The organism is Stappia sp. ABD4_338, assembly GCF_056312175.1.
Map to the genome: position 1 here is coordinate 3197134 of NZ_CM149982.1, position 24535 is coordinate 3221668.

General features: G+C 63.3%; 24 protein-coding genes. 13 read left to right on the forward strand and 11 right to left on the reverse strand.

Going from position 1 to position 24535, the window contains the following annotated elements; genetic code table 11:
• Positions 1 to 8: 8 nt before the first annotated feature.
• Positions 9 to 1481, reverse strand: a complete 1473-nt coding sequence (gene cysG / locus ACYX4S_RS14380) for a siroheme synthase CysG (protein WP_476360682.1) — start codon at positions 1479 to 1481, stop codon at positions 9 to 11.
• Here cysG and ACYX4S_RS14385 point away from each other — a divergent pair.
• Positions 1446 to 2444, forward strand: coding sequence for an HAD family hydrolase (locus ACYX4S_RS14385; protein WP_476360683.1), 999 nt, complete (start codon positions 1446 to 1448; stop codon positions 2442 to 2444). The genes cysG and ACYX4S_RS14385 overlap by 36 nt on opposite strands.
• 109 nt (positions 2445 to 2553) lie before the next feature.
• Here the strand turns inward: ACYX4S_RS14385 and ACYX4S_RS14390 are convergent, their stop codons facing one another.
• Complete coding sequence (locus ACYX4S_RS14390; RefSeq protein WP_476360684.1) at positions 2554 to 3720, reverse strand: acetyl-CoA acetyltransferase; 1167 nt, start codon at positions 3718 to 3720, stop codon at positions 2554 to 2556.
• A 471-nt stretch (positions 3721 to 4191) separates the two neighbouring features.
• Here ACYX4S_RS14390 and ACYX4S_RS14395 point away from each other — a divergent pair, with 471 nt between their 5' ends.
• The gene (locus ACYX4S_RS14395; RefSeq protein ID WP_476360685.1) at positions 4192 to 5484 is read left to right on the forward strand and encodes an ABC transporter substrate-binding protein; all 1293 of its coding nucleotides are present in this window, start codon (positions 4192 to 4194) and stop codon (positions 5482 to 5484) included.
• Positions 5485 to 5776: 292 nt separating this feature from the next.
• Here ACYX4S_RS14395 and ACYX4S_RS14400 read toward each other — a convergent pair whose 3' ends face one another.
• Positions 5777 to 7048, reverse strand: coding sequence for a porin (locus ACYX4S_RS14400; RefSeq protein ID WP_476360686.1), 1272 nt, complete (start codon positions 7046 to 7048; stop codon positions 5777 to 5779).
• Between the two features lie 434 nt (positions 7049 to 7482).
• Here ACYX4S_RS14400 and ACYX4S_RS14405 point away from each other — a divergent pair, with 434 nt between their 5' ends.
• Positions 7483 to 8280: a glycosyltransferase family 2 protein gene (locus ACYX4S_RS14405; protein ID WP_476360687.1), complete on the forward strand. Its 798-nt coding sequence runs from the start codon at positions 7483 to 7485 to the stop codon at positions 8278 to 8280.
• The gene (locus tag ACYX4S_RS14410; RefSeq protein WP_476360688.1) at positions 8277 to 9500 is read left to right on the forward strand and encodes a BaiN/RdsA family NAD(P)/FAD-dependent oxidoreductase; all 1224 of its coding nucleotides are present in this window, start codon (positions 8277 to 8279) and stop codon (positions 9498 to 9500) included. The genes ACYX4S_RS14405 and ACYX4S_RS14410 overlap by 4 nt, the downstream gene beginning before the upstream one ends.
• Positions 9501 to 9562: 62 nt before the next feature.
• Here ACYX4S_RS14410 and ACYX4S_RS14415 read toward each other — a convergent pair whose 3' ends face one another.
• Positions 9563 to 9904 carry a BA14K family protein gene (locus tag ACYX4S_RS14415; RefSeq protein ID WP_476360689.1) on the reverse strand — a complete coding sequence of 114 codons (342 nt, stop codon included), beginning with the start codon at positions 9902 to 9904 and terminating at the stop codon, positions 9563 to 9565.
• 470 nt (positions 9905 to 10374) lie between these two features.
• Here ACYX4S_RS14415 and ACYX4S_RS14420 point away from each other — a divergent pair, with 470 nt between their 5' ends.
• From ACYX4S_RS14420 to ACYX4S_RS14450, 7 genes are all read left to right on the forward strand, one after another.
• Entirely contained in the window at positions 10375 to 11556 is a 1182-nt protein-coding gene (locus tag ACYX4S_RS14420; RefSeq protein ID WP_476360690.1) for a substrate-binding domain-containing protein, read from the forward strand.
• A gap of 99 nt (positions 11557 to 11655) precedes the next feature.
• A complete protein-coding gene (locus tag ACYX4S_RS14425) occupies positions 11656 to 12441 on the forward strand; it encodes an ABC transporter ATP-binding protein (RefSeq protein ID WP_476360691.1) in 786 nt (261 codons plus the stop codon).
• Positions 12438 to 13163, forward strand: a complete 726-nt coding sequence (locus tag ACYX4S_RS14430) for an ABC transporter ATP-binding protein (protein WP_476360692.1) — start codon at positions 12438 to 12440, stop codon at positions 13161 to 13163. Before ACYX4S_RS14425 ends, ACYX4S_RS14430 begins: the two co-directional genes overlap by 4 nt.
• Positions 13160 to 14188, forward strand: a complete 1029-nt coding sequence (locus tag ACYX4S_RS14435) for a branched-chain amino acid ABC transporter permease (RefSeq protein ID WP_476360693.1) — start codon at positions 13160 to 13162, stop codon at positions 14186 to 14188. The genes ACYX4S_RS14430 and ACYX4S_RS14435 overlap by 4 nt, the downstream gene beginning before the upstream one ends.
• A gap of 10 nt (positions 14189 to 14198) precedes the next feature.
• Positions 14199 to 15257 (forward strand): branched-chain amino acid ABC transporter permease, encoded by a 1059-nt coding sequence (locus ACYX4S_RS14440; RefSeq protein WP_476360694.1) that lies wholly within the window; start codon positions 14199 to 14201, stop codon positions 15255 to 15257.
• A 62-nt stretch (positions 15258 to 15319) separates the two neighbouring features.
• Positions 15320 to 16066 carry an alpha/beta fold hydrolase gene (locus ACYX4S_RS14445; protein WP_476362875.1) on the forward strand — a complete coding sequence of 249 codons (747 nt, stop codon included), beginning with the start codon at positions 15320 to 15322 and terminating at the stop codon, positions 16064 to 16066.
• Positions 16067 to 16319: 253 nt separating this feature from the next.
• A complete protein-coding gene (locus ACYX4S_RS14450; RefSeq protein WP_293721664.1) occupies positions 16320 to 16532 on the forward strand; it encodes a cold-shock protein in 213 nt (70 codons plus the stop codon).
• Between the two features lie 85 nt (positions 16533 to 16617).
• Here the strand turns inward: ACYX4S_RS14450 and ACYX4S_RS14455 are convergent, their stop codons facing one another.
• The 6 genes from ACYX4S_RS14455 to ACYX4S_RS14480 all read right to left on the reverse strand — a co-directional run bounded on the left by ACYX4S_RS14455 (position 16618) and on the right by ACYX4S_RS14480 (position 21330).
• On the reverse strand, positions 16618 to 16998 hold the full coding sequence (locus ACYX4S_RS14455; protein WP_476360695.1) for a hotdog family protein: 381 nt from the start codon (positions 16996 to 16998) through the stop codon (positions 16618 to 16620).
• On the reverse strand, positions 16995 to 17408 hold the full coding sequence (locus ACYX4S_RS14460) for a MaoC family dehydratase (protein ID WP_476360696.1): 414 nt from the start codon (positions 17406 to 17408) through the stop codon (positions 16995 to 16997). The genes ACYX4S_RS14455 and ACYX4S_RS14460 overlap by 4 nt, the downstream gene beginning before the upstream one ends.
• Positions 17405 to 18973 carry an AMP-binding protein gene (locus tag ACYX4S_RS14465; protein ID WP_476360697.1) on the reverse strand — a complete coding sequence of 523 codons (1569 nt, stop codon included), beginning with the start codon at positions 18971 to 18973 and terminating at the stop codon, positions 17405 to 17407. The genes ACYX4S_RS14460 and ACYX4S_RS14465 overlap by 4 nt, the downstream gene beginning before the upstream one ends.
• A 51-nt stretch (positions 18974 to 19024) precedes the next feature.
• A complete protein-coding gene (locus ACYX4S_RS14470; RefSeq protein ID WP_476360698.1) occupies positions 19025 to 19816 on the reverse strand; it encodes an enoyl-CoA hydratase/isomerase family protein in 792 nt (263 codons plus the stop codon).
• Complete coding sequence (locus tag ACYX4S_RS14475) at positions 19809 to 20417, reverse strand: TetR/AcrR family transcriptional regulator (RefSeq protein WP_476360699.1); 609 nt, start codon at positions 20415 to 20417, stop codon at positions 19809 to 19811. The genes ACYX4S_RS14470 and ACYX4S_RS14475 overlap by 8 nt, the downstream gene beginning before the upstream one ends.
• Before the next feature lie 262 nt (positions 20418 to 20679).
• Positions 20680 to 21330, reverse strand: a complete 651-nt coding sequence (locus ACYX4S_RS14480; RefSeq protein ID WP_476360700.1) for a pyridoxamine 5'-phosphate oxidase family protein — start codon at positions 21328 to 21330, stop codon at positions 20680 to 20682.
• A gap of 164 nt (positions 21331 to 21494) precedes the next feature.
• Between ACYX4S_RS14480 and ACYX4S_RS14485 the strand changes: the two genes are divergently transcribed.
• Positions 21495 to 22451 (forward strand): LysR family transcriptional regulator, encoded by a 957-nt coding sequence (locus ACYX4S_RS14485; RefSeq protein WP_476360701.1) that lies wholly within the window; start codon positions 21495 to 21497, stop codon positions 22449 to 22451.
• A gap of 59 nt (positions 22452 to 22510) precedes the next feature.
• Positions 22511 to 23008: an Rrf2 family transcriptional regulator gene (locus ACYX4S_RS14490; protein ID WP_476360702.1), complete on the forward strand. Its 498-nt coding sequence runs from the start codon at positions 22511 to 22513 to the stop codon at positions 23006 to 23008.
• 142 nt (positions 23009 to 23150) lie between these two features.
• Here the strand turns inward: ACYX4S_RS14490 and ACYX4S_RS14495 are convergent, their stop codons facing one another.
• Positions 23151 to 24350: an ABC transporter substrate-binding protein gene (locus ACYX4S_RS14495; RefSeq protein WP_476360703.1), complete on the reverse strand. Its 1200-nt coding sequence runs from the start codon at positions 24348 to 24350 to the stop codon at positions 23151 to 23153.
• Positions 24351 to 24535: the final 185 nt, after the last annotated feature.

Genomic DNA, 24535 nt, shown 5'->3' on the forward strand with positions numbered 1-24535 from the left:
GTCATGCGTCACGCCGCAGCCACCGCGCGCGCGGACGCGGCAAGCGGTCCGGCGGCGGCAAGATCCGCCGCGCCGACCACATCGCCGATAATGATGAGGACGGGACCGTTCACGTCCTCGCGCTCGGACAGTGCTCCAAGGTCGGCAAGGGACCCGGCCAGAACGACCTCGTCCGCATGGGCCGCATTCTCGACCACCGCGACGGGTGTCCCCGCTGAAAGCCCGGCCTCGCTCAAACGCGCAGCGACACGACCAGCGACGGTGCGCCCCATGTAGACAGCGACCGTCGCTCCCTTCAGCGCTAGATCGCCCCACGCGGGAAGGGTCTCGCCATCCCGGTCGTGACCCGTGGCAAAAACGATACTCGAGGCGACACCGCGCAGCGACAGCGGCAGGCGCAGGCTGGCGGCGGCCGCCAGCGCGGCGGTAACGCCGGGCACCACGTCATGTGCGACACCTGCGGCACGCAGGGCGTCCAGCTCCTCTCCCGCACGCCCGAAGATCATTGGATCACCAGCCTTGAGACGCACAACGCGGCGTCCCTTTCCGGCCTCATCCACGAGAATGCGGTTGATCTCACGCTGGGAGACCGAATGCGCTCCCTTGCGCTTTCCAACGGCAATACGCTCCGCATCACGCCGCCCCATCGCGACCACGACATCGGGCACCAGCGCGTCATGCACGATCACGTCAGCTTCCTGAAGCAGACGCTGAGCACGGAGCGTGAGAAGGTCTTCCGCGCCAGGCCCTGCCCCCACCAGCCAGACGAAGCCGGCATCCTCCGCCGTACCGTTGAGCAGCTTCTGCGCCTCGGCGCGCGCGGCTCCCGGCTGTCCTGCCTCGACATTGGCCGCCACGGCTCCGGAAAAGAACCGCGCCCAGAAACGCCGGCGAGAGGATCCGTCGGTCAGAACGCGCGCGACCGTGGTTCGGAAACTCTCCGCGAGGCGCGCCAGATCTCCGGTCTCGCGTGGCAACATCGCTTCGATGCGCGCACGAATGTGGCGCGCCAGAACCGGCCCGACGCCCGTCGAGGTAATGGCAATGGCAACGGGGGCGCGGTTGACCAGCGCGCCCACGTAGAAGTCGCAGATCTCGGGCCGGTCGACGGCGTTCACGGGAATGCCGGCCGCACGCGCGGCCCTGACCACGCCTGTGTCCGCGGCTTCGTCACCACTTGCGGCGAAAACAAGCGCTGCGTCTTGGAGATGTGCGGGCACGAAGGGCTCCGCGACCAGTTCGGCCCCGGATTTCTCGATCGCGGACAGAAGCGCTCTTTCAGGAGACTCGGCAATGACCACGAGGCGGGCGCGGGTCTCATTCAAGAGCCGCAGTTTCGCCGCTGCCTCCTCGCCCTCGCCGACGACCACGACTCGTCGCCCCTCGACCTTGTGGAAGGTCGGAAACACCGCAAGCTTGCGGTCGTCGCGCGCGGCATCATCTTTATGCGCCATCCGGTCCATGCCAATCGTCTCCGGCATTGCGTCGAGCATGCCAAAGACATAAGGGCTTGGGGGGAAGTGTGCCGGGCATGGCTTTTCAAAGCCGGGGCATGGGGGAGAAAAAACATCCCGCGCCGGAAGGCGCGGCCGAGGCAACGCATTCTGTGCGCATCGGATGGAGCATCCCGCCGAAAAGGCGGATGCCGGAGCACGCGCCGATACCCTCGGTTGATTCAACAGGTTGAACAACCCCGTCAGGCCCGCCACACTCGGACAGTTTCAAGCTGGGTGCATGCTGTGGTGAAAGCAATTTTCTTTGATGTTTTCGGAACCATCGTGGATTGGCGCAAGGGTCTGACGGAGGGACTGGGACGCGGACTCGCCCGTTTCGGCGCCGACATCGACATACCCGCGCTGACCGGGACTTGGGTCGACCAGATAAGGCAGGAGCAGGCAAGGGCCGGAACGTCATCCTGCTCCTGGAAAACAAGCTGCCGCGCCGGTCTCGAGGCAGCACTTCGTGTTCACGCAGGTGAGCTGCCGCTGACGGAACGGGACTACGAGACGCTGGTGCGGGCATGGGAGCGCCTTCCGGCCTGGCCGGATGCCGTGCCAGGCTTGCGGGCGCTGCGCCGCGAGTATGTCATCGCCCCCTGCTGCGATGCTCCCGTCTCGACCATGACCTGGCTCGCCAAGACCGCGGGCCTGCCGTGGGACATGATCATCGGACCGGACATAACCGGCACTCGCCTTCCGGACCCCGAGCACTATCTGGCGTCGGCGCGCCTCGTTGCGCTTGACCCCGAACAGATCATGATCGTTTCGGCCCACAATGCCGATCTCGCGGTTGCCCGGGCCAGCGGGTTCCGGACCGGGTTCTTCTCCAGGCCACGGGAGCACGGCCCCCATCAGGAGGCCGATCTGGCACCAGAGGAAGCGTGGGATATCGTGGCGTTCGATCTGCTCGACCTCGCCCGCCATCTGGAGGCAGCGCTCTACTGAGCCGGCCGGCGACGCAAACGAATAAAGGGCGCCAGCGCATTCGCGCTCGCGCCCCTTCCTTGCGTATTCAGGCTGAAACCGGCAGGAGCTTCAGCCTCCCGTGTTGTTCCTACTTGAGGGCCTGAAGGACCGACACGTAGTTGGCGACCGCAGCGCCGCCCATGTTGAAGATGCCACCAAGTTCCGCATCCCTGACCTGGATGTCGCCGGCCCGCTGGCTGAGCTGCATGGCGGAGAGCACGTGCATGGACACGCCCGTGGCGCCAATGGGATGACCCTTGGACTTGAGCCCTCCGGACGGATTGACCGGCAGCTTGCCATCCATCTGTGTCCAGCCCTCGAGGATGGCGCGATGCCCCTCGCCCGGCGCCGTAAGGCCCATGGCCTCGTATTCCAGCAGTTCGGCGATGGTGAAGCAGTCATGGGTTTCGACGAAGGACAGGTCGTCGAGCGTCACCCCCGCATCGGCAAGCGCCTTGCGCCATGCGGCGGAGCATCCCTCGAAGGCCAGGATATCGCGCTTGGACATGGGCAGGTAATCCTGCACGTGAGACGTGGCACGGAACGCGATCGCCTTGTCTCGACCGAGCGCCGTGGGAATGTCCGTCAGAACAAGTGCTGCCGCGCCATCGGAGACGAGCGAGCAGTCCGTGCGCTTCAGGGGGCCTGCAACGAAGGGGTTCTTTTCGCTCTCGTTTCGGCAGAAGTCGAAGCCGAGGTCCTTGCGCATCTGCGCGTAAGGATTGTTGACACCGTTCTTGTGGTTCTTGGCGGCAATGGCGGCCAGCGCATCCGAACGGTCACCGTATTTCTGGAAATAGGACTGGGCGATCTTGCCGAAAACGCCGGCGAAACCGGCTGGCGTATCGCCTTCCTCCGCCAGATAAGATGCCTTGAGGAGGTTCTTGCCGATCTCCGGACCGGGAGACGTGGTCATCTGCTCCACGCCCACGACCAGAACCACGCGCGCATCACCGCTTGAAACCGCACGCACGCCTTGCTGTACGGCGGCCGAGCCAGTCGCGCAGGCGTTCTCCACGCGCGTTGCGGGCTTGAACCGCAGACCCGGATCCGCCTGCAGCACCAGCGACGCCGTAAAATCCTGGGCCGAAAAGCCCGCGTTGAAGTGGCCAAGAACGATCTCGTCAATATCGCCCGGCTCGAAGCCGGCATCGGCGATGGCATCGCGCGCCACCGACACGATGAGGCTCTCGACCGTCTCGTCGGCATGCTTGCCGAAAGGCGTGTGCGCCCATCCCACAATTGCAGCTGTCATGACCGTTTCTCCCTTCCCGTCACCGACCGCTTCGCCGGCCTTGTTCCTGGCGCCCCTTCATCCGTTCGGGACAGCCGGGATCACACATTTCGACCTCCACGATTCCACTTCATCGCATGACGGGCAAGAAGTTTATTGACTAATACGTCAATCAATCTCATTTTTATATTATATTACAATGTATTATATTGATTTTTTACGAAATCCTCTTTCGCTCGAGGTACCCGGTGACGACCCCACACTGGCCTTTGGAACTTCACATCAGGGACGATAACCGTATTTTCCCGAACCTGTTCCACCCAGCGAAATATTGACTTGGCAAAGCGCGTCCCTCACGCTTTGTATCAAGAATGCATCGTGAAGCGCGTCGCTCACCTTCGGCGGCCTGCTTTTTACTGTCGCGATGGAAAAAAGTTCCGGTTTGCATGAAACCACATGCAGGCAAAGGGGAACACTGGGAGGAATGGACCCGTGACCCGTCGGCTGGCGCTTTTGGCTACGGTGCTTGCTGCCGGCGTCTCTCTGCCAGGGTTCCCGGGCCTGCCCATCTCATCACCCGCCCTGGCCGCGACACTGACCATCTCCTGCGGCGCCGTTGCGATGGAATATCGGGTATGCCGCGAGGGTGTGCAGGCCTGGGAGCGCGAGACCGGCCACAATGTCACGGTGATTCCGGCGCCGAATTCCAGCACCGAGCGCCTGGCCCTGTATCAGCAGATCCTCTCCGGCGGCACGAGTGACATCGATGTTTTTCAGATCGATGTCTACTGGCCGGGGCTCCTTGCCGGCGGGCTGATGGATCTCTCACCCTACGCGCAAGACGCCGTAGCAGAACATTTCCCTGCAAGCATAGCCAACAATACCGTCGAGGGGCGCCTGGTCGCCATGCCCTGGTTCGGCGACGCCGGGCTCCTGTACTATCGCAAGGACCTGCTGGAAAAATACGGCAAACCTGTCCCGACCACCTGGCAGGAACTGACCTCGACGGCTGAGGCTGTCCAGCGCTCGGAACGGCTGGACGGTCAGCCTCATCTTTGGGGTTTTGTCTTTCAGGCACGGGCCTACGAGGGGCTAACGTGTGTCGCCCTGGAATGGGTGGCAAGCTTCGGTGGCGGAATGTTCATTGCCTCCGACGGAGAGATCTCCATCGACAACCCCGCAGCCGAGCAGGCTCTTGCGCTTGCCGCATCCTGGATAGGGCACATCGCCCCGGTTGGCGTACTCAACTACACGGAAGAAGAAAGCCGTCGGGTCTTCCAGTCCGGGAACGCCGTCTTCATGCGCAACTGGCCTTATGCCTGGGCACTCGTCAACGGCGAGGACAGTACCGTTCGGAACAAGGTGGGTGTCGCCCATCTGCCACGTGGCGCGGATGGCGCACCCGCCGGCGGAACGCTCGGCGGCTGGCAGTTGGCCGTCGCCAGAAACACGATCTACCCGCGCGAGGCTGCCGACCTCGTCCTGTACCTCACAGGCAGGGCCGAGCAGAAACGCCGCGCCCTACGTGCAAGCTTCAATCCGACGATCCCGGCCCTTTACCGGGATCCCGACGTGCTGGCTGCAGTACCGTTTCTCGAAAAGCTGCGCGATACGTTCGACATGACCTTTGCCCGACCGTCAGGCGTGACAGGAACACGCTACCCCCAGGTCTCCCAAGCAATCTTCACAAGAATACACGACGCGCTAAGCGGTCGCTCGACCCCACGCGAGACCATTGCCACGCTTGCACGTGACCTCAAGGCACTTCGCCGCGACGGCTGGTAGGGAATTTTACGAACAGGCTTTGCAGGGCGCGTTGCCGAGCACTCGGCGTCGTGGCGGCGGAGTAAAAAACGACTGGCTGTACCAGCCGCTCTTGTGTGAAAGCGCCCCCTCACACCTGTCGGCCCGCCAAGCCTCAATGGCTTCGAGCGGAGCTTTTCCGTACCGCGCTGCGAACACGCCCCGTCGCAACCGGGACACACGCCCCCTGCCCAAACAGAAACAGCATTCACAAAAGAAAAGACCCGGTGGTTTCCCACCGGGTCTCTCCCATCAAATCCTGTGAAGGATCAGATTAGAACGTGCGCTGCACGCGGAAGATACCAGCCAGAGTGTCCTGGTCCGCGAGGCCGGAAGCGGCCTTGAAGTTGCGGTTGCGGTACTCGAGCTCGATGCCGGTCGACAGACCAGCAACCGGACGCCACACCAGGTTACCCTGGACGTTCAGATCGGCGAAGTCAGCCTGCGAGGCAGCCTGGTCGATCTTGTTGTAGGACGCGGTCAGCGACGAGGAGATCGCCGGGGTCCAGAAGTGCGTGAAGCCAGCGCCGATGCCCCAAGCGTTGGACAGCTTCAGCTGGCCAGCCGCGTTGTAGGAACCATCAGACGCACCACCGACGCCGTCCCAAGCGGACGAAACGTAGCCGACAGCACCCGAAGCGTAGGTCGCCTGGATCGAGAAGCTGTCACCAGCAGCGATCATCGGCAGGTTGAACGTGGCGCCAGCGCCGATCGCCCAGCCGAGCTTGCCCTTACCCGGGATGCCAACGCCGAGAGGAGCGCCGCCAGCGAGGTCGGTCGGAGCCAGCGAACGGCCGTAGACGTGGTGCAGGGCACCCATGATCTGAGCCGAACCCCAACCCTGGTCAACACGCAGGTTGGCGACGAAGTCCGGCACCTTCATGCCGCCGTAGCCGTCGATGTTGGTCTGCAGAGCGGTCGCCGAAGCCGGGGTCGCGAGCTGCAGGCCGGTCACGCCGATCTGGCCACGCTTGTTCGGAGCTTCGACCGACACCGAGGCCGAAAGGCCGTTGCCGAACTGAGCCGTGTAAGCGAACAGGTTGGTCTCGCCGTAGTCAGCGAAGCCCTGATCGAGAACCGCACCCCAGTTGTCACCCGTGTAGAACTGGAAGTACGAAGCGGTACGACCAGCGACGAAACCGCCGAGCTGGATGAACGCCTCGTCGAGGGTCAGAACCTCGCCGTTCAGGTTGTCAGCCGTGATGTAGGCAGCCACGTAGGTGCGCAGCAGGCCATACTCGGTGTTGGTGCGGCTGTCGAAGTTGAAGTAGCCACGAGCACGGAAGCGGGTCGACTCGTCGGTGCGAGCGTCCCAGTTGCTGCCGCCGTCCGAGAGGACGTCGTTCATGCGGGCCTCGACGCGAACGCCGCCGCCGATCTTCAGGCAGGTCTCGGTGCCCGGGATGTAGAAGTAGCCGGTGCCGAAGGCGTCGCAAACGCGAACGTAGTCGACCGGCTCCGGAGCCACCGGGAGATCGGCGGCCTGAGCGCCCGTGGCCGCCAGGGCGGCAGCGGAAGCGCCGAGCAGGATGCTCTTGATGTTCATTTCCTGACCTCGTCGTTTTTCCCTGTATGACCTTGTGGCCGAGGGAGTGATGAGTTGAGCAAGCTTCCCCGCGAGCTCGAGTTTGGTTCTAAGCCACCCCCCTCCCGGGTCGCAACCGGCAAATGCCCCTGCACGGCACTGAACGGACACACTGTGTCTTTGCGGTGACACCTTGTTAAGACGCCGTTAGGACTTCATTTACCTCCCGTTAGGAATTGGCCCGTTTTCCCGCTGAATTGCGCGATTTCGGTCGTCCCGGCGCAAAAATCGCGGCGAACAGCCTGCACAGGCCACCTCCCGCTCCCTGTCCTTCCACCAGAGGGTACAGTAAAGACGCGCACACGGGCGCGCCATGCGTACCGTGGAGAATCGGACCTGGGGGAATCATCCGCCAGCGCCGACACGCGAAACAGACAGGAGCGAAGGAAAACGGGATGCCACAACGGCCCTCGATCTCCGTCTTTATTATCGCGCGCGACGAGGCGGACCGGATCGGCGCCGCGATCGACAGCGTTTCCACCTTTGCAGACGAGGTGATTGTCATCGACAGCGGCTCACGGGACGAGACCTGTGCGGTCGCCGAGGCGCGCGGTGCGCGCGTCCTTTACAATTCGTGGCCCGGCTATGGTCCGCAGAAACGGTTCGGGGAAGACGCCTGCGCCAACGACTGGCTCTTCAATCTCGATGCGGACGAGGCCGTCACACCGGAACTTGCGGCGGAAATCCTCAAACTGCGCGATTCGGGCCGGATGACGGATTGCGCGTTCTGGCAGGTGGCGATCCGCGATGTCTTCGCCCATGAGAGCCGCCCCGCGCCATGGGCCTACGGCTACATCCAGATTCGCCTCTATGACCGGCGCGCAGGGCGATTCTCCGAATCGTCGGTGCATGACACCGTCCGCCCCCCGAAGGACGCGAGGCTCGCCAGGCTCAAAGGTGCGATGTCCCACCGTTCGATCCGCTCGGTCGCCTTTCAGGTCGAGAAGATGAACCGTTATTCCACGATGCAGGCCGATGACCTGGAGCAGCGCGGACGGCGCCTGGCCCGCTGGCGAATCCCGGGCGAGTTCCCGCTTGCCTTTCTCAAGGCCTATGTGCTGCGGCGCTATGCGCTCTACGGCTGGTGGGGGCTGGTCATTGCAACCAACTACGCCTACTCGCGCTTCCTGCGCGTCGCAAAGGCCTACGAACGCGAACTCCTCGCGTGCACCAGGAAAAACAGCCAGACATGAACATGCCTGAGAATCGCGACGCTCCGACCGTCGCCATAGTGGGTGCGGGACCGGCCGGCCTGATCGCCGCCGACCTCCTCAGCGCACGTGGCGCACGCGTCACGATATATGAGCGCATGCCTTCGGTGGCGCGCAAGCTGCTGATGGCGGGACGCGGCGGGCTCAATCTCACCCATAGCGAAGACCGTGAAACATTTCATGCTCGCTACCGGGAGGCGGAGCCGCTGCTCGCGCCCATGCTGGACGCCTTCAACCCCGCAGAACTGGTTGCCTGGTGCAAGGACCTCGGCATCGAGACCTTCACCGGGACCAGTGGCCGTGTGTTCCCCAGGGCACTGAAGGCATCGCCGCTGGTGCGGGCGCTGCTTGCCAGGCTCGGCACCCGTGGCGTGACGATTCGCACCCGATGGCGACTTGTCGGCCTTGAAGGCGACTCCCTTGCATTCGAGACTCCCGACGGACGGCTGGAACTTCCACGCCCCGACGCCGTGCTTCTCGCTCTTGGCGGAGCGAGCTGGCCGCGTCTTGGCAGCGACGGGAGCTGGCGGGATCTGCTTGCCCCGCAAGGGGTCGCCCTCTCGCCCTTGCGCCCCGCAAACGCCGGCGTGACCGTCGCCTGGTCGGACTTCTTCCGCGAGCGCTTCGCAGGCGTGCCGCTTAAACGCATTGTCGTCTCGGCTGCCGGAGAAACCGTCTCCGGCGAAGCCATGGTCAGCGCAAGCGGATTGGAGGGCGGAGCGATCTACGCGCTCTTTTCCGGCATCCGGGAAATGCTGACGCGAGGAGAACGCGTCTCACTCACCGTCGACCTGCGCCCCGATCTCTCCCTTGAGGAGTTGAGCCGCCGGCTTTCGGCACCGCGTGGCAAAAGGTCCCTTTCGACCCATCTGCGCAAGGCAGCCGGACTGCCTCCGGTCGCGGTGGCGCTTCTGTCGGAATTCTCGCCGCGGCCGGGTGAGCCGGTAGAGCTTGCCGGGAGAATCAAGGCACTCGACATCCCCGTCACCGGGCACGCAGACATGGAACGGGCCATTTCCAGTGCCGGTGGCGTCGCTTTCGACGCCGTTGACGACGACCTCATGCTGAAGGTGATGCCGGGAACATTCGTCGCAGGTGAGATGCTGGACTGGGAGGCGCCGACGGGCGGTTATCTACTTCAGGCGAGCTTCGCGACCGGAGCGCGGGCAGCAACGGCTATCGCGCATCGCCTGGGTATCTGACCTGCAAACGCGGAAAAGGCCGGCACGAAGCCGGCCTTTCTCGATCAGGCAGAGTTCCTGTGTCAGCGACAGAAACGCTGGCGCCCCGAATAGGTGACGAAATAGCCCGTGTCCGGGTTGAACGAACGATATTTCGACGAGCAGTAGCGATACCACGCAGGCGTCCAGGGCTCGGGGCGACCGTAGTAGGCTGGCGCCGGAACATACTCGGGAGCCGGCTCGTAGTAGCGCGGCTGGGTCAGCGCCGAACCGACCAGCGCGCCGGCGACAAAACCACCGGCGGCGGCCCAGCCGTTGTTGTGGTGCCACCCCTTCTTGGCTTCGGCTCCCGTGGTGGAGACACTCATCAGGGCGCCCGTGCTCAATGCCACGGCACATCCGGTCATTGCGATCTTCTTGAACATGACGACAATCCCTCTAAAGGACCCTGAGAAGGGTTTTCTTGTTCTCGTATTCAGGACGACCTTGCTCGCGTCCATATCCTTATCTGTAACGAAACTCCTGAAATCGATGTGTGACCGGAATCACGAAGATCTAAAATTATCAGAATGCGTTAAAATCAGATTTTTCCTCAAGGTAATTTCAAAAATCAGCTTCCCATAATTCTTGAATAGACCTCAGGCCCAACAATCCAGGGTGCCGCCCCTCACCATGCCGACCGGGCATCCGGCCTCCTTTCAGGGCCGCTCGTTGACATGAAACATGAATCATGCGTCATATAATTGTCGTTGCCGACTGGCAGCCTCTCGCGTGCGTCCCAGGCACCGGCAGGCTCGCCGGGACACGGCGGACCGCCGGTACGGGAGAACCGGCGCATACCCGGCTCGGGCCGCACGTCTGTTTCCGGGACGGGACTTTCAGGGAGGAGATGGGAATGAAACGCATTCTCGCCGCCGTCGCGCTCGTCGCGGTCGGCATGACGGCCGCCCAGGCCGCAGACGACATCACCATCGCTCATGTGTACGGCAAGACCGGTGCACTCGAGGCCTATGCCAAGCAGTCGCATACCGGTCTCATGATGGGCTTCGAGTACGCCACGGACGGCTCCATGGAGATCGACGGACGAAAGATCACCGTCATCGAGAAGGACACCCAGGGCAAACCCGATATCGGCCGCGCGGTGCTTGCGGAAGCCTATGGCGACGACGAGGTGGACCTTGCGGTCGGTCCCGTTTCCTCGGGAGTGGCACTGGCCATGCTTCCGGTCGCCGAGGAATACGGCAAGATACTCCTGGTGGAACCGGCTGTCGCCGACTCGATCACCGGCGAGAACTGGAACCGCTACATCTTCCGCACGGGCCGCAATTCCTCGCAGGACGCGATCGCCAACGCCGTCGCCCTCGGCGCCGAGGGCGTGACCATCGCGACGCTGGCGCAGGACTACGCTTTTGGTCGCGACGGTGTCGCCGCCTTCCGCGAGGCACTGGCCCCGACCGGAGCCAGGCTCGTCTTCGAGGAATATGCCCCCACCGACACGCAGGACTTCACGGCAAGCGCCCAGCGCATCTTCGATGCCCTGAAGGACGCGGAAGGCCGCAAGTTCCTCTTTGTGATCTGGGCCGGCGGCAACAACCCGATCGGCAAGATCAAGGCGATGGAGCCGGAGCGGCTCGGCATCGAGATCGCCACGGGAGGCAACATCCTTGCCGCGATGAAGGCCTACAAGGCACTGCCCGGCATGGAGGGCGCGACCTACTATTATCACGACATCCCGCAGAATCCGGCCAATGACTGGCTCGTCTCCGAGCACATGAAGCGTTTCGGCACGCCCCCGGACTTCTTTACCGCAGGCGGCATGTCGGCCGCGATCGCCATTGTCGAGGGCATCCGAACCGCGGGGTCCACCGAGACCGACGACCTGATCGCGGCCATGGAGGGCATGTCCTTCGAGACGCCGAAGGGCACCATGACCTTCCGCCCGGAGGATCATCAGGCGCTGCAGGCCATGTATCACTTCAAGATCCGCGTCGAAGACGATGTCGAATGGGGCATTCCCGAACTCGTGCGTGAGTTGAAGATCGAGGATATGCAGATCCCGGTGCGCACCGGGAACTGAAGATGACAGCAGGGCGACGAGGGAGCGAGGCTCGGGCCACCGCCCCCTCATCGTCCCCGGCCAGCATTTTCCCCTTCACCCACGACCGGGAGTGCCCACGTGACGCGCGAACCACCCGTTCTCGCAACGCAGGACCTGACGATCCGCTTTGGCGGACATGTCGCCGTCGACGCGGTTTCATGCGCCTTCGACCGGGGGACGCTGACGGCGATCGTCGGTCCGAACGGTGCTGGAAAAACCACCTATTTCAATCTGATCTCGGGCCAGCTCACCGCGAGCGCGGGGCGCGTTCACCTCAACGCAGAGGACATCACCCGTCTCGGACCGGCCGCTCGTTGCGACCGTGGCATCGGGCGCGCCTTTCAGCTCACGAGCCTGTTTCCGAGCCTCAGCGTTCGCGAAAACGTGCGGCTGGTGGTGCAGTCCCGGGCGAGGCGCGGTTTCGACCTGTTCTCGCGGGCAGATTCCCACGTGGAACTGGCCGAACGTGCAGAGCACGTGCTCGCCGAGGTCCGGCTCTCCGACAAGCGCGACATGACCGTCTCGGCCCTGCCTCATGGCGATCAGCGCAAGCTCGAGGTCGCCATGATGATCGCGCTTGCTCCGCAAGTTCTCATGTTCGACGAACCCACCGCCGGCATGAGCGTGGATGAAGTCCCGGTGATCCTGGATCTCATCCGCGATCTCAAGGCCGATCACGACCGCACCATTCTCCTGGTGGAGCACAAGATGGATGTGATCCGCTCGCTCGCCGATCGCATCGTGGTCCTGCACAACGGCGCACTTGTCGCCGAGGGCGACCCGGGTGAGGTCATGAAAATGGATGTGGTGCAGGAGGCGTATCTCGGGCGAGCGCCGGCTGAGGGAGCGGAGGCACGTCCATGACCGACATGCTGCTGACGCTTTCCGGCATACACACCCACATCGGCCCCTATCACATCCTTCAGGGCGTGGATCTCAACGTCCCGCGCGGCGGCGTCACCGTGCTGCTCGGACGCAACGGAGCAGGCAAATCCACCACCTTGCGCACCATCATGGGGCTCTGGAAGCCGGGGGCCGGCGAGATTGTCTTCGATGGGAACCGGATCTCGGGCAAGGCCACCCCGGACATCTCACGCTCCGGCCTCGCCTACGTGCCCGAAAACATGGGGATCTTCTCCGACCTCACGGTGGCGGAAAACATGCGGCTTGCCGCCTGCTCCGGCCCGATGGACGAGAAGCGCCTGCGCTGGATCAAGGACCTTTTTCCCCCGATCGGCACCTTCTGGGAGAAGGCGGCGGGCACGCTTTCAGGCGGACAGAAGCAGATGCTCTCCGTCGCACGCGCGATCATCGAGCCCCGGCGCATGATCCTCATCGACGAGCCGTCCAAAGGCCTCGCGCCCGCGATCATCGCGGCAATGACCGAAGCACTGCAGGAACTCAAGCGTACCGATACGACCATCCTTCTCGTCGAGCAGAACTTTTCCATGGCCGCCGCCCTCGGCGACACCGTCGCCGTCATGGACGACGGGCGCATCGTGCATGCGGGTGACATGAAAGACCTCGCTGGCGACGCCGTCCTTCAGGAACGGCTCATGGGCCTCAGTCTGGAGATGCACCAATGAGCGAGACCGCAATCCGCCCCAAGCTTGTCGCCGCGACTCCGCGCGAACGGCTCGTCAATGCGACGCCGGTGCTCCTCGCACCCGCGCTGGCGCTCCTCGGCCTGCTGGCCATAGGCTCGCTCTCGACCTGGCTGACACTCACCGTAGCCGGTCTCGCCATGGGCCTGATGATCTTCATCATGGCTTCCGGCCTGACCGTGGTCTTCGGACTGATGGACGTCATCAACTTCGGACACGGAGCCTTCGTCACGGTTGGAGCCTTCGTCGGCTTCTCTGTGCTCGCGTGGATGTCCGGCCTCGGCCAGTCGGAGGCGGCCTTCGCCAATCTTGCGGCGGTTTTCCTTGCCATCCTTGCGGCGATGGTGATCACCGCGCTTCTAGGGCTCGGTTTCGAGCGCATCATCGTGCAGCCGGTCTACGGGCACCACCTCAAGCAAATCCTCGTCACCATGGGCGGGCTGATCGTGGCACAGCAGATGATCCACGTGATCTGGGGCCCGGACGCGATCCACGTGGCGCGCCCGCCGCTCTTCCAGGGCTCACTGGTCGTCGCCGACGCCATCATCGAAAAATACCGACTGTTCGCCGTGGCGGTCGGCCTCGTGCTGTTCCTGGCCATGCGTCACGTGCTGAAGGCGACCCGCATCGGCCTTCTGGTGCGCGCGGGGGTGGAGAACGGCGAGATGGTGGAAGCGCTCGGCTACCGCATCCGTCGCCTGTTTCTGCTGGTTTTCATGACAGGCTCGGCTCTCGCCGGCCTCGGCGGCGTCATGTGGGGCCTCTACCAGGAAACGATCACCTCGCACATGGGCTCGGAGATCATGGTCCTCGTTTTCGTCGTGGTCATCATCGGAGGCCTTGGCTCCGTCGAGGGCTGCTTCATCGGCGCCCTGCTTGTCGGACTCTTGTCAAACTACATGGCCTTCCTCGCGCCCAAGGCGGCTCTCGTGTCCACCATCGCGCTGATGGTCTGCGTGCTCATGTGGCGGCCACAAGGGCTCTATCCCGTGGTCAAGGCGAAGTAGGGGCCGCAACATGTTCGACAAGCTCGTTTCCGGGGACCGCCCGCAAAGCCGCACGCTGGGCGTCGTCCTGCTTCTCATCGCGCTGGGGCTCGCCTTCGCGCCGTTCCTGTTTCCCGGCACCAAGTCACTCGACACGGCGGCACGGATCTCGATCTTCATCGTGCTAGTGGCAAGCTACGACCTGTTGCTGGGCTATACAGGCATCGTTTCCTTCGCCCACACGATGTTCTTCGGCATCGGTGCCTATGGAGTGGCGCTGACGCTCTCCGCATTTGGCGCCTCCTTTGCCGCAATCGCGCTCGGCACGCTCGGCGGCGCGGCACTCGCAGGCCTTCTGGCGCTCGCGATCGGCCTGTTCTCGCTTCGGGTGAAGGCAATCTTCTTCGCCATGGTGACCCTCGCGGTCGCGAGCGCCTTCGCCGTTCTCGCCTCGCAGCTTTCCTGGCTGACCGGCGGCGAGGACGGTCTCACCTATCGTATTCCCCGGGCCTTGACGCCTGCATTCCGCTTCGCCGATTTCCGCATCCTCGACGTGCGGCTCGACGGACGGCTGCTGGCCTACTATCTGGTCTTCGTCAGCGCGACGTTGCTCTTTCTTGTGTTGTTGCGGATCGTCAATTCGCCCTTCGGGCGCACCCTGAAGGCCGTTCGCGACAATGCCTTTCGCGCCGAGGCCATCGGCTATCGCGTGGTCTGGTATCGCACCACCGCGAGTGTCCTGTCCGCCGTCGTCGCCGCGCTTGCCGGTGCCCTGCTCGCCATCTGGCTTCGCTACACCGGACCGGCGACAACGCTGTCCATGGAAATCATGATCGATATCCTGCTGATGGTCGTTATCGGCGGCATGGGCACCATGTATGGCGCAATGATCGGCGCAACACTCTTCGTGCTCGCGCAAACCTACCTGCAGACGCTGATGGGTGCTGCGGAAAAGGCGACGGAAGCCTTGCCCCTGATCCCTGTGCTGCTTGCCCCGGAGCGCTGGCTTCTGTGGCTCGGAGTGCTCTTTGTCCTGTCCGTCTACTTCTTCCCGGACGGCATCGTCGGGCGGCTGAGGTCCCGCCGGTGAACACCAACGGTTCGCTTCACGTGCGCCGCGCCGGACGGCTGCGCCCGGGCGTGCGACCGATCGTGTTGCTGCACGGGTGGTCCTGCCATGGAGGGTTCTTCGGGCCACAAATGGAAAGTCTTGGACGGGAGACTCTCGTGCTCGCACCGGATCTGCCGGGTCACGGCCGCAGCAGTGACATGCGGGCGCGGACCATCGAGGCCGCGGCGGACGCGATTCACGCACTGCTCGTCGCGGAAGATCTGCAGGAGGTGATCGTCGTCGGCTGGTCCATGGGCGCGCTGGTCGCCTGGTCGCTGATCGAGCGCCATGGCGAGGACCGGTTGGCCGCACTCGTGATCGAGGACATGTCGCCGAAAGTGCTCAACGGACCGGACTGGGCGCTTGGCACGCGCAACGGGCTCGACGCCGCACGCAACAAGGTGTTCATGCGCGCCCTTGTCGCCCAGTGGCCACGCCTTGCCGGCGCCACCGCGCGCCGCTGCCTCAGGAAGGATCCCGATCCAGAGCTTGCCTCGTGGATGGAAAACGAAATCCGCAAGGCCGACGGCGAGGCGCTGTGCGAGATGTGGGCCTCCCTTACACAACAGGACTTTCGCCCCCTCCTGCCGCGCCTGACACTGCCGGTGGTTCTGGCGTGCGGAACCGACAGTCAACTCTACGATGCCGAAGCCGCTCTTTGGCAAAAGAAGCACGTCGCGCACGCGCGTCTCGCCACATTCGCCAATTCCGGTCACGCGCCACATCTGGAAGAAAGCGCGCTTTTCAGCCAGATTCTCCGCGACCTGCTGCAGAATAACACTGCGTAATCGCCACAATTTCTTCACTTGCTGGAATTCTCTCTTTCGCCTATATTGAGGTGGGTGAAATTGTTTTTCGCCCAGCGGGCTTGAAGATTCGAATCCCGGTTAAGAAAGTTTCGGTATACGGCGCATAACCGGCCATAGAGCCGGGAATGTCGAGAAGAACTGCCTTTCCCGTTTCTGAATGCAACGCTCGCGCAAGCAAGTGCGCTTACTTGCGCTCTTTTTGGACTAACAGACTACGGGATAGGAGTTTCCCATGCGCCAGACCGGCACCCTCAAGTTCTTCAACCACGAGCGTGGTTTCGGCTTCGTCACCCCGGCCGAGGGCGGCAAGGACATCTTTGTCCACATCACCGCTTTCGAGCGTTCGGGCCTGGCCGTTCCGGCCGAGGGCACCGCGCTCTCCTTCATCGCCGAGGAAGACCGTCGCGGTCGCGGCCTGCAGGCTGCCCAGCTCGAGCTGGCCTGATTACCCAGGCACAGGGCGTCTCGCACGCTCCGTGAAAGAACACGAACGCCGCCGGTCACCCGGCGGCGTTTTTTTGTGCCGCTGTTCAGGTCGCGTCAAAGGCGTTGGCCACGTCCCGCACGTAGACAAGTGCCCGACCGCTTGCGATCTTGCGGCCACGCGCATCGGTACAGACCGTTTCAAGGTCGACGAGATGCTTTTCCGGACGCAATCGGGTCACGGTTACCGTGGCCACCAGCGGCACATCAAGACCCGCTTTTGCATGAAAGGTCATCTCCTGCTTAAGGTAGTTGGTGCCCGATCCGGGCAGTCTCACTCCAAGCAGATAGGAAAAAAGTCCGCCAACCAGTGGCTCAGGCACTGTCGAGGGTACGTCTTCAAGGCCCGCGAGAGCCGCGAACTCCGCAGCGTCTTCCCTGGAGAAGCTCGCGGTCGTCTCCGCGATCTGTCCGATCTCAAGGCTCATTGTCCGTCCCCCGCGTTTCCAGATTGCTCAAGGCGGCACTCGGCAAGAAGCACCTGCGTTCCATCCGCCTTGCGTTTGACCTCGATGTTGAGCAGCCCCGGGTCATCGTCAGTTGGCGTGACCACGATGCTCAGCGGTTCGCCGGCGAAAGCCGGATGGGGAAACATCAGTGACTGGGCAACATGGTCAGCTTCCGGCCACGCCCGGCGGATCAGGCCATAGACCTTGGTGTAGAGCAGCATTCCGTGCGAGACGGTGCGCCCGAAGCGGGTTCTCGCCGAAAACTCAGGATCCACATGGATCGGGTTGTCGTCCCCCGAAAGGACCGCGAAGCGGTCGAACTCGTTCTGGGACGGCGTCCACTCCATCACCACGGGCTCACGGCCTCGCGGCACGGGCTTGTCGCTCATGTCTTTCCTTTCCCTGTCATGTGCTGAGCGTGCGTGCCCTCAAGACGGTCCTTGAGGACATGTTTCTGCACCTTGCCTGCAGCGGTGCGAGGCAGATCGCCAGCGATCTCGATGTATCGGGGCACCTTGTACCCGGCGAGCCGCTCACGGCACCAGGCGACCAGTTCGTCGCCATCCGGCCGCGCGCCCGGTCGCGGGATCAGCCATGCCGCGCCGGTTTCGCCCCACCGCTCGTCGGGCACACCCACGACGACCGCTTCCAGGACATCCGGATGAGCGACGAGAACCCGCTCGACCTCCGCCGGATAGACGTTTTCGCCACCGGAGATGTACATGTCCTTGATCCGGTCCACGATGGAGAAATAGCCATCCGCATCGCGCCGCGCCACATCGCCGGACCGCAGCCAGCCACCTTCGGCAAAGGCCTCGGCTGTCGCGCGCTCATTCGCGAAATAGCCCGGGGTCACACCGGGGCCACGGATCTGAAGCTCGCCTTCGCCTTCTCCCTCGATCACCTTACCGGCCGCATCGACGAGCCTCACGTCGGCAAGCATCTGCGCCTTGCCGACCGATCCGATCTTCTCCGCCGCCCGCTCCGGGTCGGAAAGAAACACAGTCGGCCCGGTCTCGGTCATTCCCATGCCGTTACATACCGTCACACCGCGCGCCAGATAGCGCTCCAGAAGCGGCGCGGGCATGGGTGCGCCGCCACAGCCGAGACTTCTCACGCGCGAGAAATCCGTTGCGTCGAATGCCTCCTCGAGCGCCAGAGCCTGATAGATGGCGGGAACGCCGAAGAAGGCCGTGATTTCGCCCGACCCGATGAGCGACAGGACGCTTGCCGCTTCGAACTTCGCCAGCACGCGGGACGCGCCACCGGCGAGAAACAGGGGCAAGGTCAAAAGATTGATACCCGCAGTGTGAAACAGCGGCAGGAAATTGACAGACCGGTCGGTGCCGGTCAGGTCCGTTGCCTGCGTGTAGTTGACGGCATTTGCCCAGGCCATGTCTGCGGTCTGGATGACCAGTTTCGGCGTACCGGTCGTTCCGGACGTCGCCAGAAGATACCAGGGGGCCTCACCATCGACACGGGTGTCGCCCGTCGGCAATGAGGCGGCAGCCTCCACCGCCTCCAGAAAACGCGCGGCGTTGGTTCCGGCTTCAGGCCGTGCGTCGGCGAAGGCGAGCGGCTCCAGTCCGTTCAAGCTCCCGAGCCCCTCGGCGGTTTCCCGGCTTGCCTCGTCATGCAGGAGCATCACGGGCGCTGCCAACGTCATGGTCGCCGCCAACTCGGCAGCCGGCTGGCGCCAGTTGAGCGGCAACAGGAGGATGCCTGTCTTCTGGGCCGCGAAAAGCAGGACGAAGACATCGGCATGATTGCGGGCGAGCAACGCGACCCGGTCACCGCGTCTCACCCCAAGTTCCAACAAGGCCCGGGCCATGCGATTTGCACGTGCCTCGACCCCTTCAAACGTCAACCGGCTTCCGCTGGCCACGTCGATGAACGCAGTCCGGTCGGGAGATATTTCCGCCCGCTTCGCCGCCATGTCCGTCACGAACGCCATAACACCCCTCCCCGATGCACCGCATGTTCCATGCAAGCGGCTTCCATTCGCTCACGCGGAGCCTTTTCCCAGGAAAGCCTTCATTCTCCGAGCGGTCTCCGCACGGCCGACAAGCTGCAGGAAGCCCTGCCTCTCGCGTTCAAGCGCCGACGCCACCCGCTCCCTGCGTTCAGGCGACCAAATGAGGGAACGCGCCATGGCAAGCGTACCCGCATCCTTTTGCGTGATCTGGGCGACAGTCGTTTGAAGAAGCGCCTCGAGATCCTCGGGCGCTGCCAGAGCGTGCGCCAGACCAAGTGACAGGCAGTCGGCAGGCGAACAGCGCGTGTTGAAAATCTGTGCGGCCATCGCCCGGGCCGCGCCGATGCGCTCGGGCAGAAGCGCGGTCCACCCGCCATCGGGACAAAAGCCCACCTCGGCGTACCAGGGCTGAAGAAAGGCGCTCTCGCTCATGAGAACAATGTCGGAGGCGAGAACAAGCCCCGCCGACCCACCGGTGACAGGCCCGTTGACGAGCGCGATGACCGGCGCCGGAAAGGCGAGAAGATCAAGGATCGTACCATTCAGCTCACCAACAATCTCGGAAGAAAACGCCTGCAACCTGTCCGGATCACCGGCGGCATCGGCAAAGGCGGACACATCGCCACCGGCTGAAAAAGCTCGCCCGCGTCCCGTGAGAATCAAGGCCGGAGGATGAAGCGTCGACGCCCGCTCAATTGCCTCGCGCAAGTCACGCAGCAGTTCCGGCACGAGCGCATTGCCACGGCCGGGCCGGTCGAGAACCAGGCGCACGGCGTTTCCAACGCGCTCGACCGCGACAAACGAATCCTCCCGCTCAGCCACGACCACCCCCGCCGGACGGTGTCCCGGCACGCAAACCGTTCTCGATCAGGTCGTGCGCCGTTTCCACCAGCGCATCGATGGAATGGCCTCCGTTGAAGACGACCTGAAGCTCGCCGAGAGCGCGGGCGACCCCCATCAGTGCCCAGGCGCGGATCTCCGCATCACCGGCACTGATCGTTTCCTCCCGCGCGGCCTTTTCCAGGCCCTCGCGATAACCTTGCGCAAACGTGCTGAAGTAGGCGCGATAGGCTTCCGGATCGACGAACTGCGCCTCCTGCACGATCCTGTACAACTCGGGATGAGCGGAAACGAAAGTGAGAAAAGCGCGCAATCCCTCCCGTTCGGCCTCCAGGCGATCGTCGAAACCGGACGTCGCTTCGGCGATCACATGGCGCAACATCCGCCCCATCTCCGCGACAAGCTCGGAGAACACCTCGTCCTTGCCGGCGAAATAGATGTAGAAAGTCCCCTGAGCCACCCCCGCCTGGCGCGTGATCGACCCGATGGAAGCCTCGCTGTAGCCCTGACGGCCGATGACGATCTCCGCAGCGCCAAGGATGGCGCGTCGCGTGGCCTCTCCTCGCGCGGTCTTGGGCCGCAAAGGATCAGACTGCCCCCTTGCAGAGGCGGTCGCTTTCGCAGACGCTTTGCCTGTCTGGCGGGCCACCCTTCCGGCTGCCTTGCCCGCCGCTTTCACAGGCGTGTCACCGCTTGTGCCGCCGTGTCGCCTCGAAGGCTTCTTCACGTCGCATCCTCCCTCGAACATGAATTATGAATCATAATTCATGTTCGAGGTGTATTTGCAAGAGGCGAGACGGAAAGTGAGGCGACCTCGGGTTTTGCCTCCGCCAGCCCCAACCGGATCAGCCGCCCCCTTCGACGCCGGAGGACAGCCTGGCGACTTCCCGCTTCAGCCGGTCATTCTCGGTACGAAGTGTCTCCATTTCCTCCCGCACAGGCGCAATCACCGTTTCCAACTCCTCTAGGGTAAACCGTTCAGGGATATGCGCCGGACAGTTCCAGTCGAAAGCCTCGACATCGATCACCACGGCCCGCTCGGGGCGGGCCGGATACTCCCGCGGCATGAGCCTGGTGAGCAGGCCCGGGTCCTGCGCCGCCTCCACAAGGCTCGCCCTCCCCCATATCTTCAACCGTCTGCGGTTGGGATAGTCCACGAGGATCAAGGCCACCCGGCCATCAGATGCGATGTTTCCGGCGCTCAGGTACTGCCGGTTGCCGCGATAGTCCGCATAGGCGATGCGGGTCGCATCGAGCACCTTCAAGAAACCGCACGGGCCGCCGCGAAACTGAACATAGGGCCAGCCAGTCTCGCTGACGCTTGCCTGGTAAAAGCCATCCCGCAGGGAGATGAAAGCCGCTTCGATCTCGCCGAGCCGATCACCACGCCCGGTCTCGGGCTGCAGCAGACGCGCGTAGGCGGAACGTGATCCATTGACCGCCTGAGCGGCAAGCACGGAGGGCGTGAAAGCGATTTCGGCAAAGGCACGGGCCAAGACAACCACTCCTTGAGGGGATCCTGTCGACATCGGGAGCAGGGCCAATTCCTGCCGTAACATCCCGGATCAGACCACTGACGACATCCTGATCCCGATATAATTATTTCACATATTTTGATAATAATGATTATTTGAAAAATATAATTCCTTATAATGCAATAATGGATCGAATAACCGAACTTGAAGCGCTTGTAGCGCTTGCGGAGACAGGCAGTTTCAGCGCCGCCGCCCGCCAACTGAACCGCTCTCCCGCGACCATGACCCGGCTCATCGCCAGTCTGGAAGCGCGTCTCGATCTGAGCCTCGTCGCGCGCTCGACACGTCGCGTGGCCCTCACCGAGCCGGGCGAACGTTTCGTCGGCGAGGCACGACGGGTACTCACCGCCATGATGGAAGCGGAAGATGCAGCTCGTGGAGCGTCCGGCCGGATAGCCGGGAACTTCACGCTCACCGCGCCGGTGCTCTTCGGCGAAATGTTCGTTGCCCCCCTTCTGCGTGACTATCTTGAGCGCTGGCCCGACGTCCGAGCAAAACTGGTCCTCACCGACCGTGTCGTGGACATGCTTGAAGAGGGGGTCGACCTGGCACTGCGCATCGGCACGCTTTCGCAAGCGGGGCTCACCGCACGCAAAGTCGGCAGCGTGAGAGCTGTCGTTGTGGCATCTCCCGACTACCTAGCCCGTTTCGGGTTGCCCGAGACACCCGCTGATCTCTCCCGCCACCGCATTGTCGCAACCGAAACCGGAGGCGATCTTCCAGGCGCGACCGGGCCGCTATCATGGTCATTCGAGAACGAAAGCGATCGCGAAACCGCCCTCCTCATGCCCAGGCTTACGGTCTCATCCATCCGATCCGCCATCGATGCGGCACGCGCCGGCTTCGGCATTGCGCGCGTGCTGTCCTATCAGGTGGCCGACCCGCTGATGTCGGGCGAGCTGATGGAGTTGCTCGCCTCCTTCGAGACGCGCCGACAGCCGGTGAATCTGGTGCACAGATACGGACAACGCACGCCGGCGCGGGTGCGAACATTCATCGACTTCACCACCGCCGCTCTTGCACGGCAGAGACACAGACTCGACGGAAATGTACACCCGGCTCACAAAAACATGAGTGAATGACGCAAGTTTATTGTACGGGCCGGTTGACGTAACGCGCGACAGGACGCATATAGGTTCTCATGCGCCTGACACAGCAAACCAACTACGCGGTCCGCACCCTCATCTACTGTGCGGCAAACCCGGACAGCCCGAGCCGTGTTGCCGATGTGGCTGCCAGTTTCGAGATGTCGGAAGCACATCTCTTCAAGATCCTGAAGGTGCTCGTCAGCAACAACTTCGTCCGAACGCTTCGAGGACGCAACGGTGGCATCATGCTGGCACGCCCGGCTGAACGCATCACCGTTGGGGAAGTGGTTCGCGCCGCCGAGGAGAGCTTTCTTCTTGCGGAGTGCTTCGACTCCGGCAGGCGCGACTGTCCGCTTATCACGTCCTGCGGCTTCAACGGCCTACTCCACGAGGCGCTCGAGGCGTTCATGAACGTACTGGATGCCCACACGATTGCCGAACTTGCCGAACAACGCAGCGAGATCCGCTTCCTTCTCAAGATGGATGACGTGACAGCGCCCGGCACGAGCGCGGCCAAGACACCGTCACAGGCCGCCGCGATCCAGCAGTAGCGTCTCCGGTTTTCCCAGGTTCAAGACAGAAGGGCCGTTCCTTGCAGGATCGGCCCTTTTTATTTCGGCGCGCCGGGATCAGGCGCCCCAACGGGGACGACGTGTCCGACGCGCGGAAAAGCAACCGCGCGCCGGACTGTTTTTACTTCATCTCGGAGACAACCTCGAAAGCGTCACCAGACACCTTGAACAACGAATAGTTCCCCGGGACATCGCCGTTTTCATCGAAGTTGTGATCACCGGCCGCGCCCTTGTAGTCGATGGCCTTTCCGGCCGCGATCAACTCCTTGGCCTTGGCCCACTCACCCGGACGGATCGGCTCGCCGTCACCGTTGGAAATCTCGCGCAACGCCTCGTGCACCTTGGCCTTGTCGCCACCGGCCTTCTCGATGGCAAGCGCCAGCATGAAGGCAGCGTCATAGGACGTGGTCACGAAGATCGCACTCGGGTCACCGCCCACGTCGGAGAAGGCCTTGTTGAACATCTCCAGCGCATCGGACTGCTCGCCGACCGGAGCCGAGGCAAGGAACGTGGTCAGGTTTTCCGCGCCCAGCTCCTTGATCGGAGCGTCGGACTTCATGCCGTCACCGCCCACGAAGTTCTCGAAGAAGCCGTTTTCCAGGGACTGACGCAGCATGGTCAGACCCGAACCGTCGCCATAGTCGAAGATGACGAGCGTGTCGGCACCGCCGAAGGCAAGCTCGGCGAGGTTCGAACGGTAGCTGGCTTTCTCGCCCTCATGTGCCGCGAAGCCGGCGATCTCGCCGCCCTTCTCCTCGAACTCGGCCTTGAAGGACTCCGCGAGCCCCTTGCCATAGTCGTTGTTGAGGTAGGCCACCGCCACCTTCTTGGTTCCACGGTCGAGCAGGGTGCGGGCCAGGGCACGCCCCTGATAGTCATCGGAAGGCACGGTCCGGAAAACGGTGTCGTTGTCCTTCAGGGCGGTGATCTCCGGGGACGTGCCGGACGGCGAGACAATGGTGACGCCGGCCGGAATGGTCACCGAGTTGGCAGCGGCGAGAACGGCGCCCGAGCAATGCGGACCGACGATGGCAACCACGTTCTCGATGTTGACCGCCTTGGTGGCAGCATCCGTACCGTTCTGCGGGTTGCACGCGCTGTCACCCACAGACGCCACGAGCTTCTCGCCATCCAGAATGCCGCCATTGTCGTTGACCTGCTTGATCGCCAGGTTGGCCGCATCGATCATGGCCGGAGCCATTGCCGCGATCGGACCGGACACGCCACCGACGAGACCGATCTTGACGTCGGCCTTTGCCGGCGCCGCGAGCGCGGTCGCTCCGAGCAGCACAGCCGCGAGGGCGGCAGAAAACTTGGTCATCACTCACCTCCACTAATCATGATCGCCATTTTCCGTGGCTGGATTGCCACGTGTCATGACTGGCGCGCAAAGCCGTCGGACGTCGCGTACCTCTCGCACGTCGCCAAGCCTTGCGGTTCTGGCCGGGATGCCCGAAGGCCTTGCCCAACCATGCTTTCGCGGGATGTCAGCCCCGTCTGATCGCC

Excerpts from the sequence above, each read along its gene's own strand:
- ACYX4S_RS14385 (WP_476360683.1), top strand. The coding sequence starts at position 1,446 with ATGCGCCATCCGGTCCATGCCAATCGTCTCCGGCATTGCGTCGAGCAT.
- cysG (WP_476360682.1), bottom strand. The coding sequence starts at position 1,481 with ATGCCGGAGACGATTGGCATGGACCGGATGGCGCATAAAGATGATGCC.
- ACYX4S_RS14390 (WP_476360684.1), bottom strand. The coding sequence starts at position 3,720 with ATGACAGCTGCAATTGTGGGATGGGCGCACACGCCTTTCGGCAAGCAT.
- ACYX4S_RS14400 (WP_476360686.1), bottom strand. The coding sequence starts at position 7,048 with ATGAACATCAAGAGCATCCTGCTCGGCGCTTCCGCTGCCGCCCTGGCG.
- ACYX4S_RS14405 (WP_476360687.1), top strand. The coding sequence starts at position 7,483 with ATGCCACAACGGCCCTCGATCTCCGTCTTTATTATCGCGCGCGACGAG.
- ACYX4S_RS14410 (WP_476360688.1), top strand. The coding sequence starts at position 8,277 with ATGAACATGCCTGAGAATCGCGACGCTCCGACCGTCGCCATAGTGGGT.
- ACYX4S_RS14415 (WP_476360689.1), bottom strand. The coding sequence starts at position 9,904 with ATGTTCAAGAAGATCGCAATGACCGGATGTGCCGTGGCATTGAGCACG.
- ACYX4S_RS14420 (WP_476360690.1), top strand. The coding sequence starts at position 10,375 with ATGAAACGCATTCTCGCCGCCGTCGCGCTCGTCGCGGTCGGCATGACG.
- ACYX4S_RS14430 (WP_476360692.1), top strand. The coding sequence starts at position 12,438 with ATGACCGACATGCTGCTGACGCTTTCCGGCATACACACCCACATCGGC.
- ACYX4S_RS14435 (WP_476360693.1), top strand. The coding sequence starts at position 13,160 with ATGAGCGAGACCGCAATCCGCCCCAAGCTTGTCGCCGCGACTCCGCGC.
- ACYX4S_RS14440 (WP_476360694.1), top strand. The coding sequence starts at position 14,199 with ATGTTCGACAAGCTCGTTTCCGGGGACCGCCCGCAAAGCCGCACGCTG.
- ACYX4S_RS14450 (WP_293721664.1), top strand. The coding sequence starts at position 16,320 with ATGCGCCAGACCGGCACCCTCAAGTTCTTCAACCACGAGCGTGGTTTC.
- ACYX4S_RS14455 (WP_476360695.1), bottom strand. The coding sequence starts at position 16,998 with ATGAGCCTTGAGATCGGACAGATCGCGGAGACGACCGCGAGCTTCTCC.
- ACYX4S_RS14460 (WP_476360696.1), bottom strand. The coding sequence starts at position 17,408 with ATGAGCGACAAGCCCGTGCCGCGAGGCCGTGAGCCCGTGGTGATGGAG.
- ACYX4S_RS14465 (WP_476360697.1), bottom strand. The coding sequence starts at position 18,973 with ATGGCGTTCGTGACGGACATGGCGGCGAAGCGGGCGGAAATATCTCCC.
- ACYX4S_RS14485 (WP_476360701.1), top strand. The coding sequence starts at position 21,495 with ATGGATCGAATAACCGAACTTGAAGCGCTTGTAGCGCTTGCGGAGACA.
- ACYX4S_RS14490 (WP_476360702.1), top strand. The coding sequence starts at position 22,511 with ATGCGCCTGACACAGCAAACCAACTACGCGGTCCGCACCCTCATCTAC.
- ACYX4S_RS14495 (WP_476360703.1), bottom strand. The coding sequence starts at position 24,350 with ATGACCAAGTTTTCTGCCGCCCTCGCGGCTGTGCTGCTCGGAGCGACC.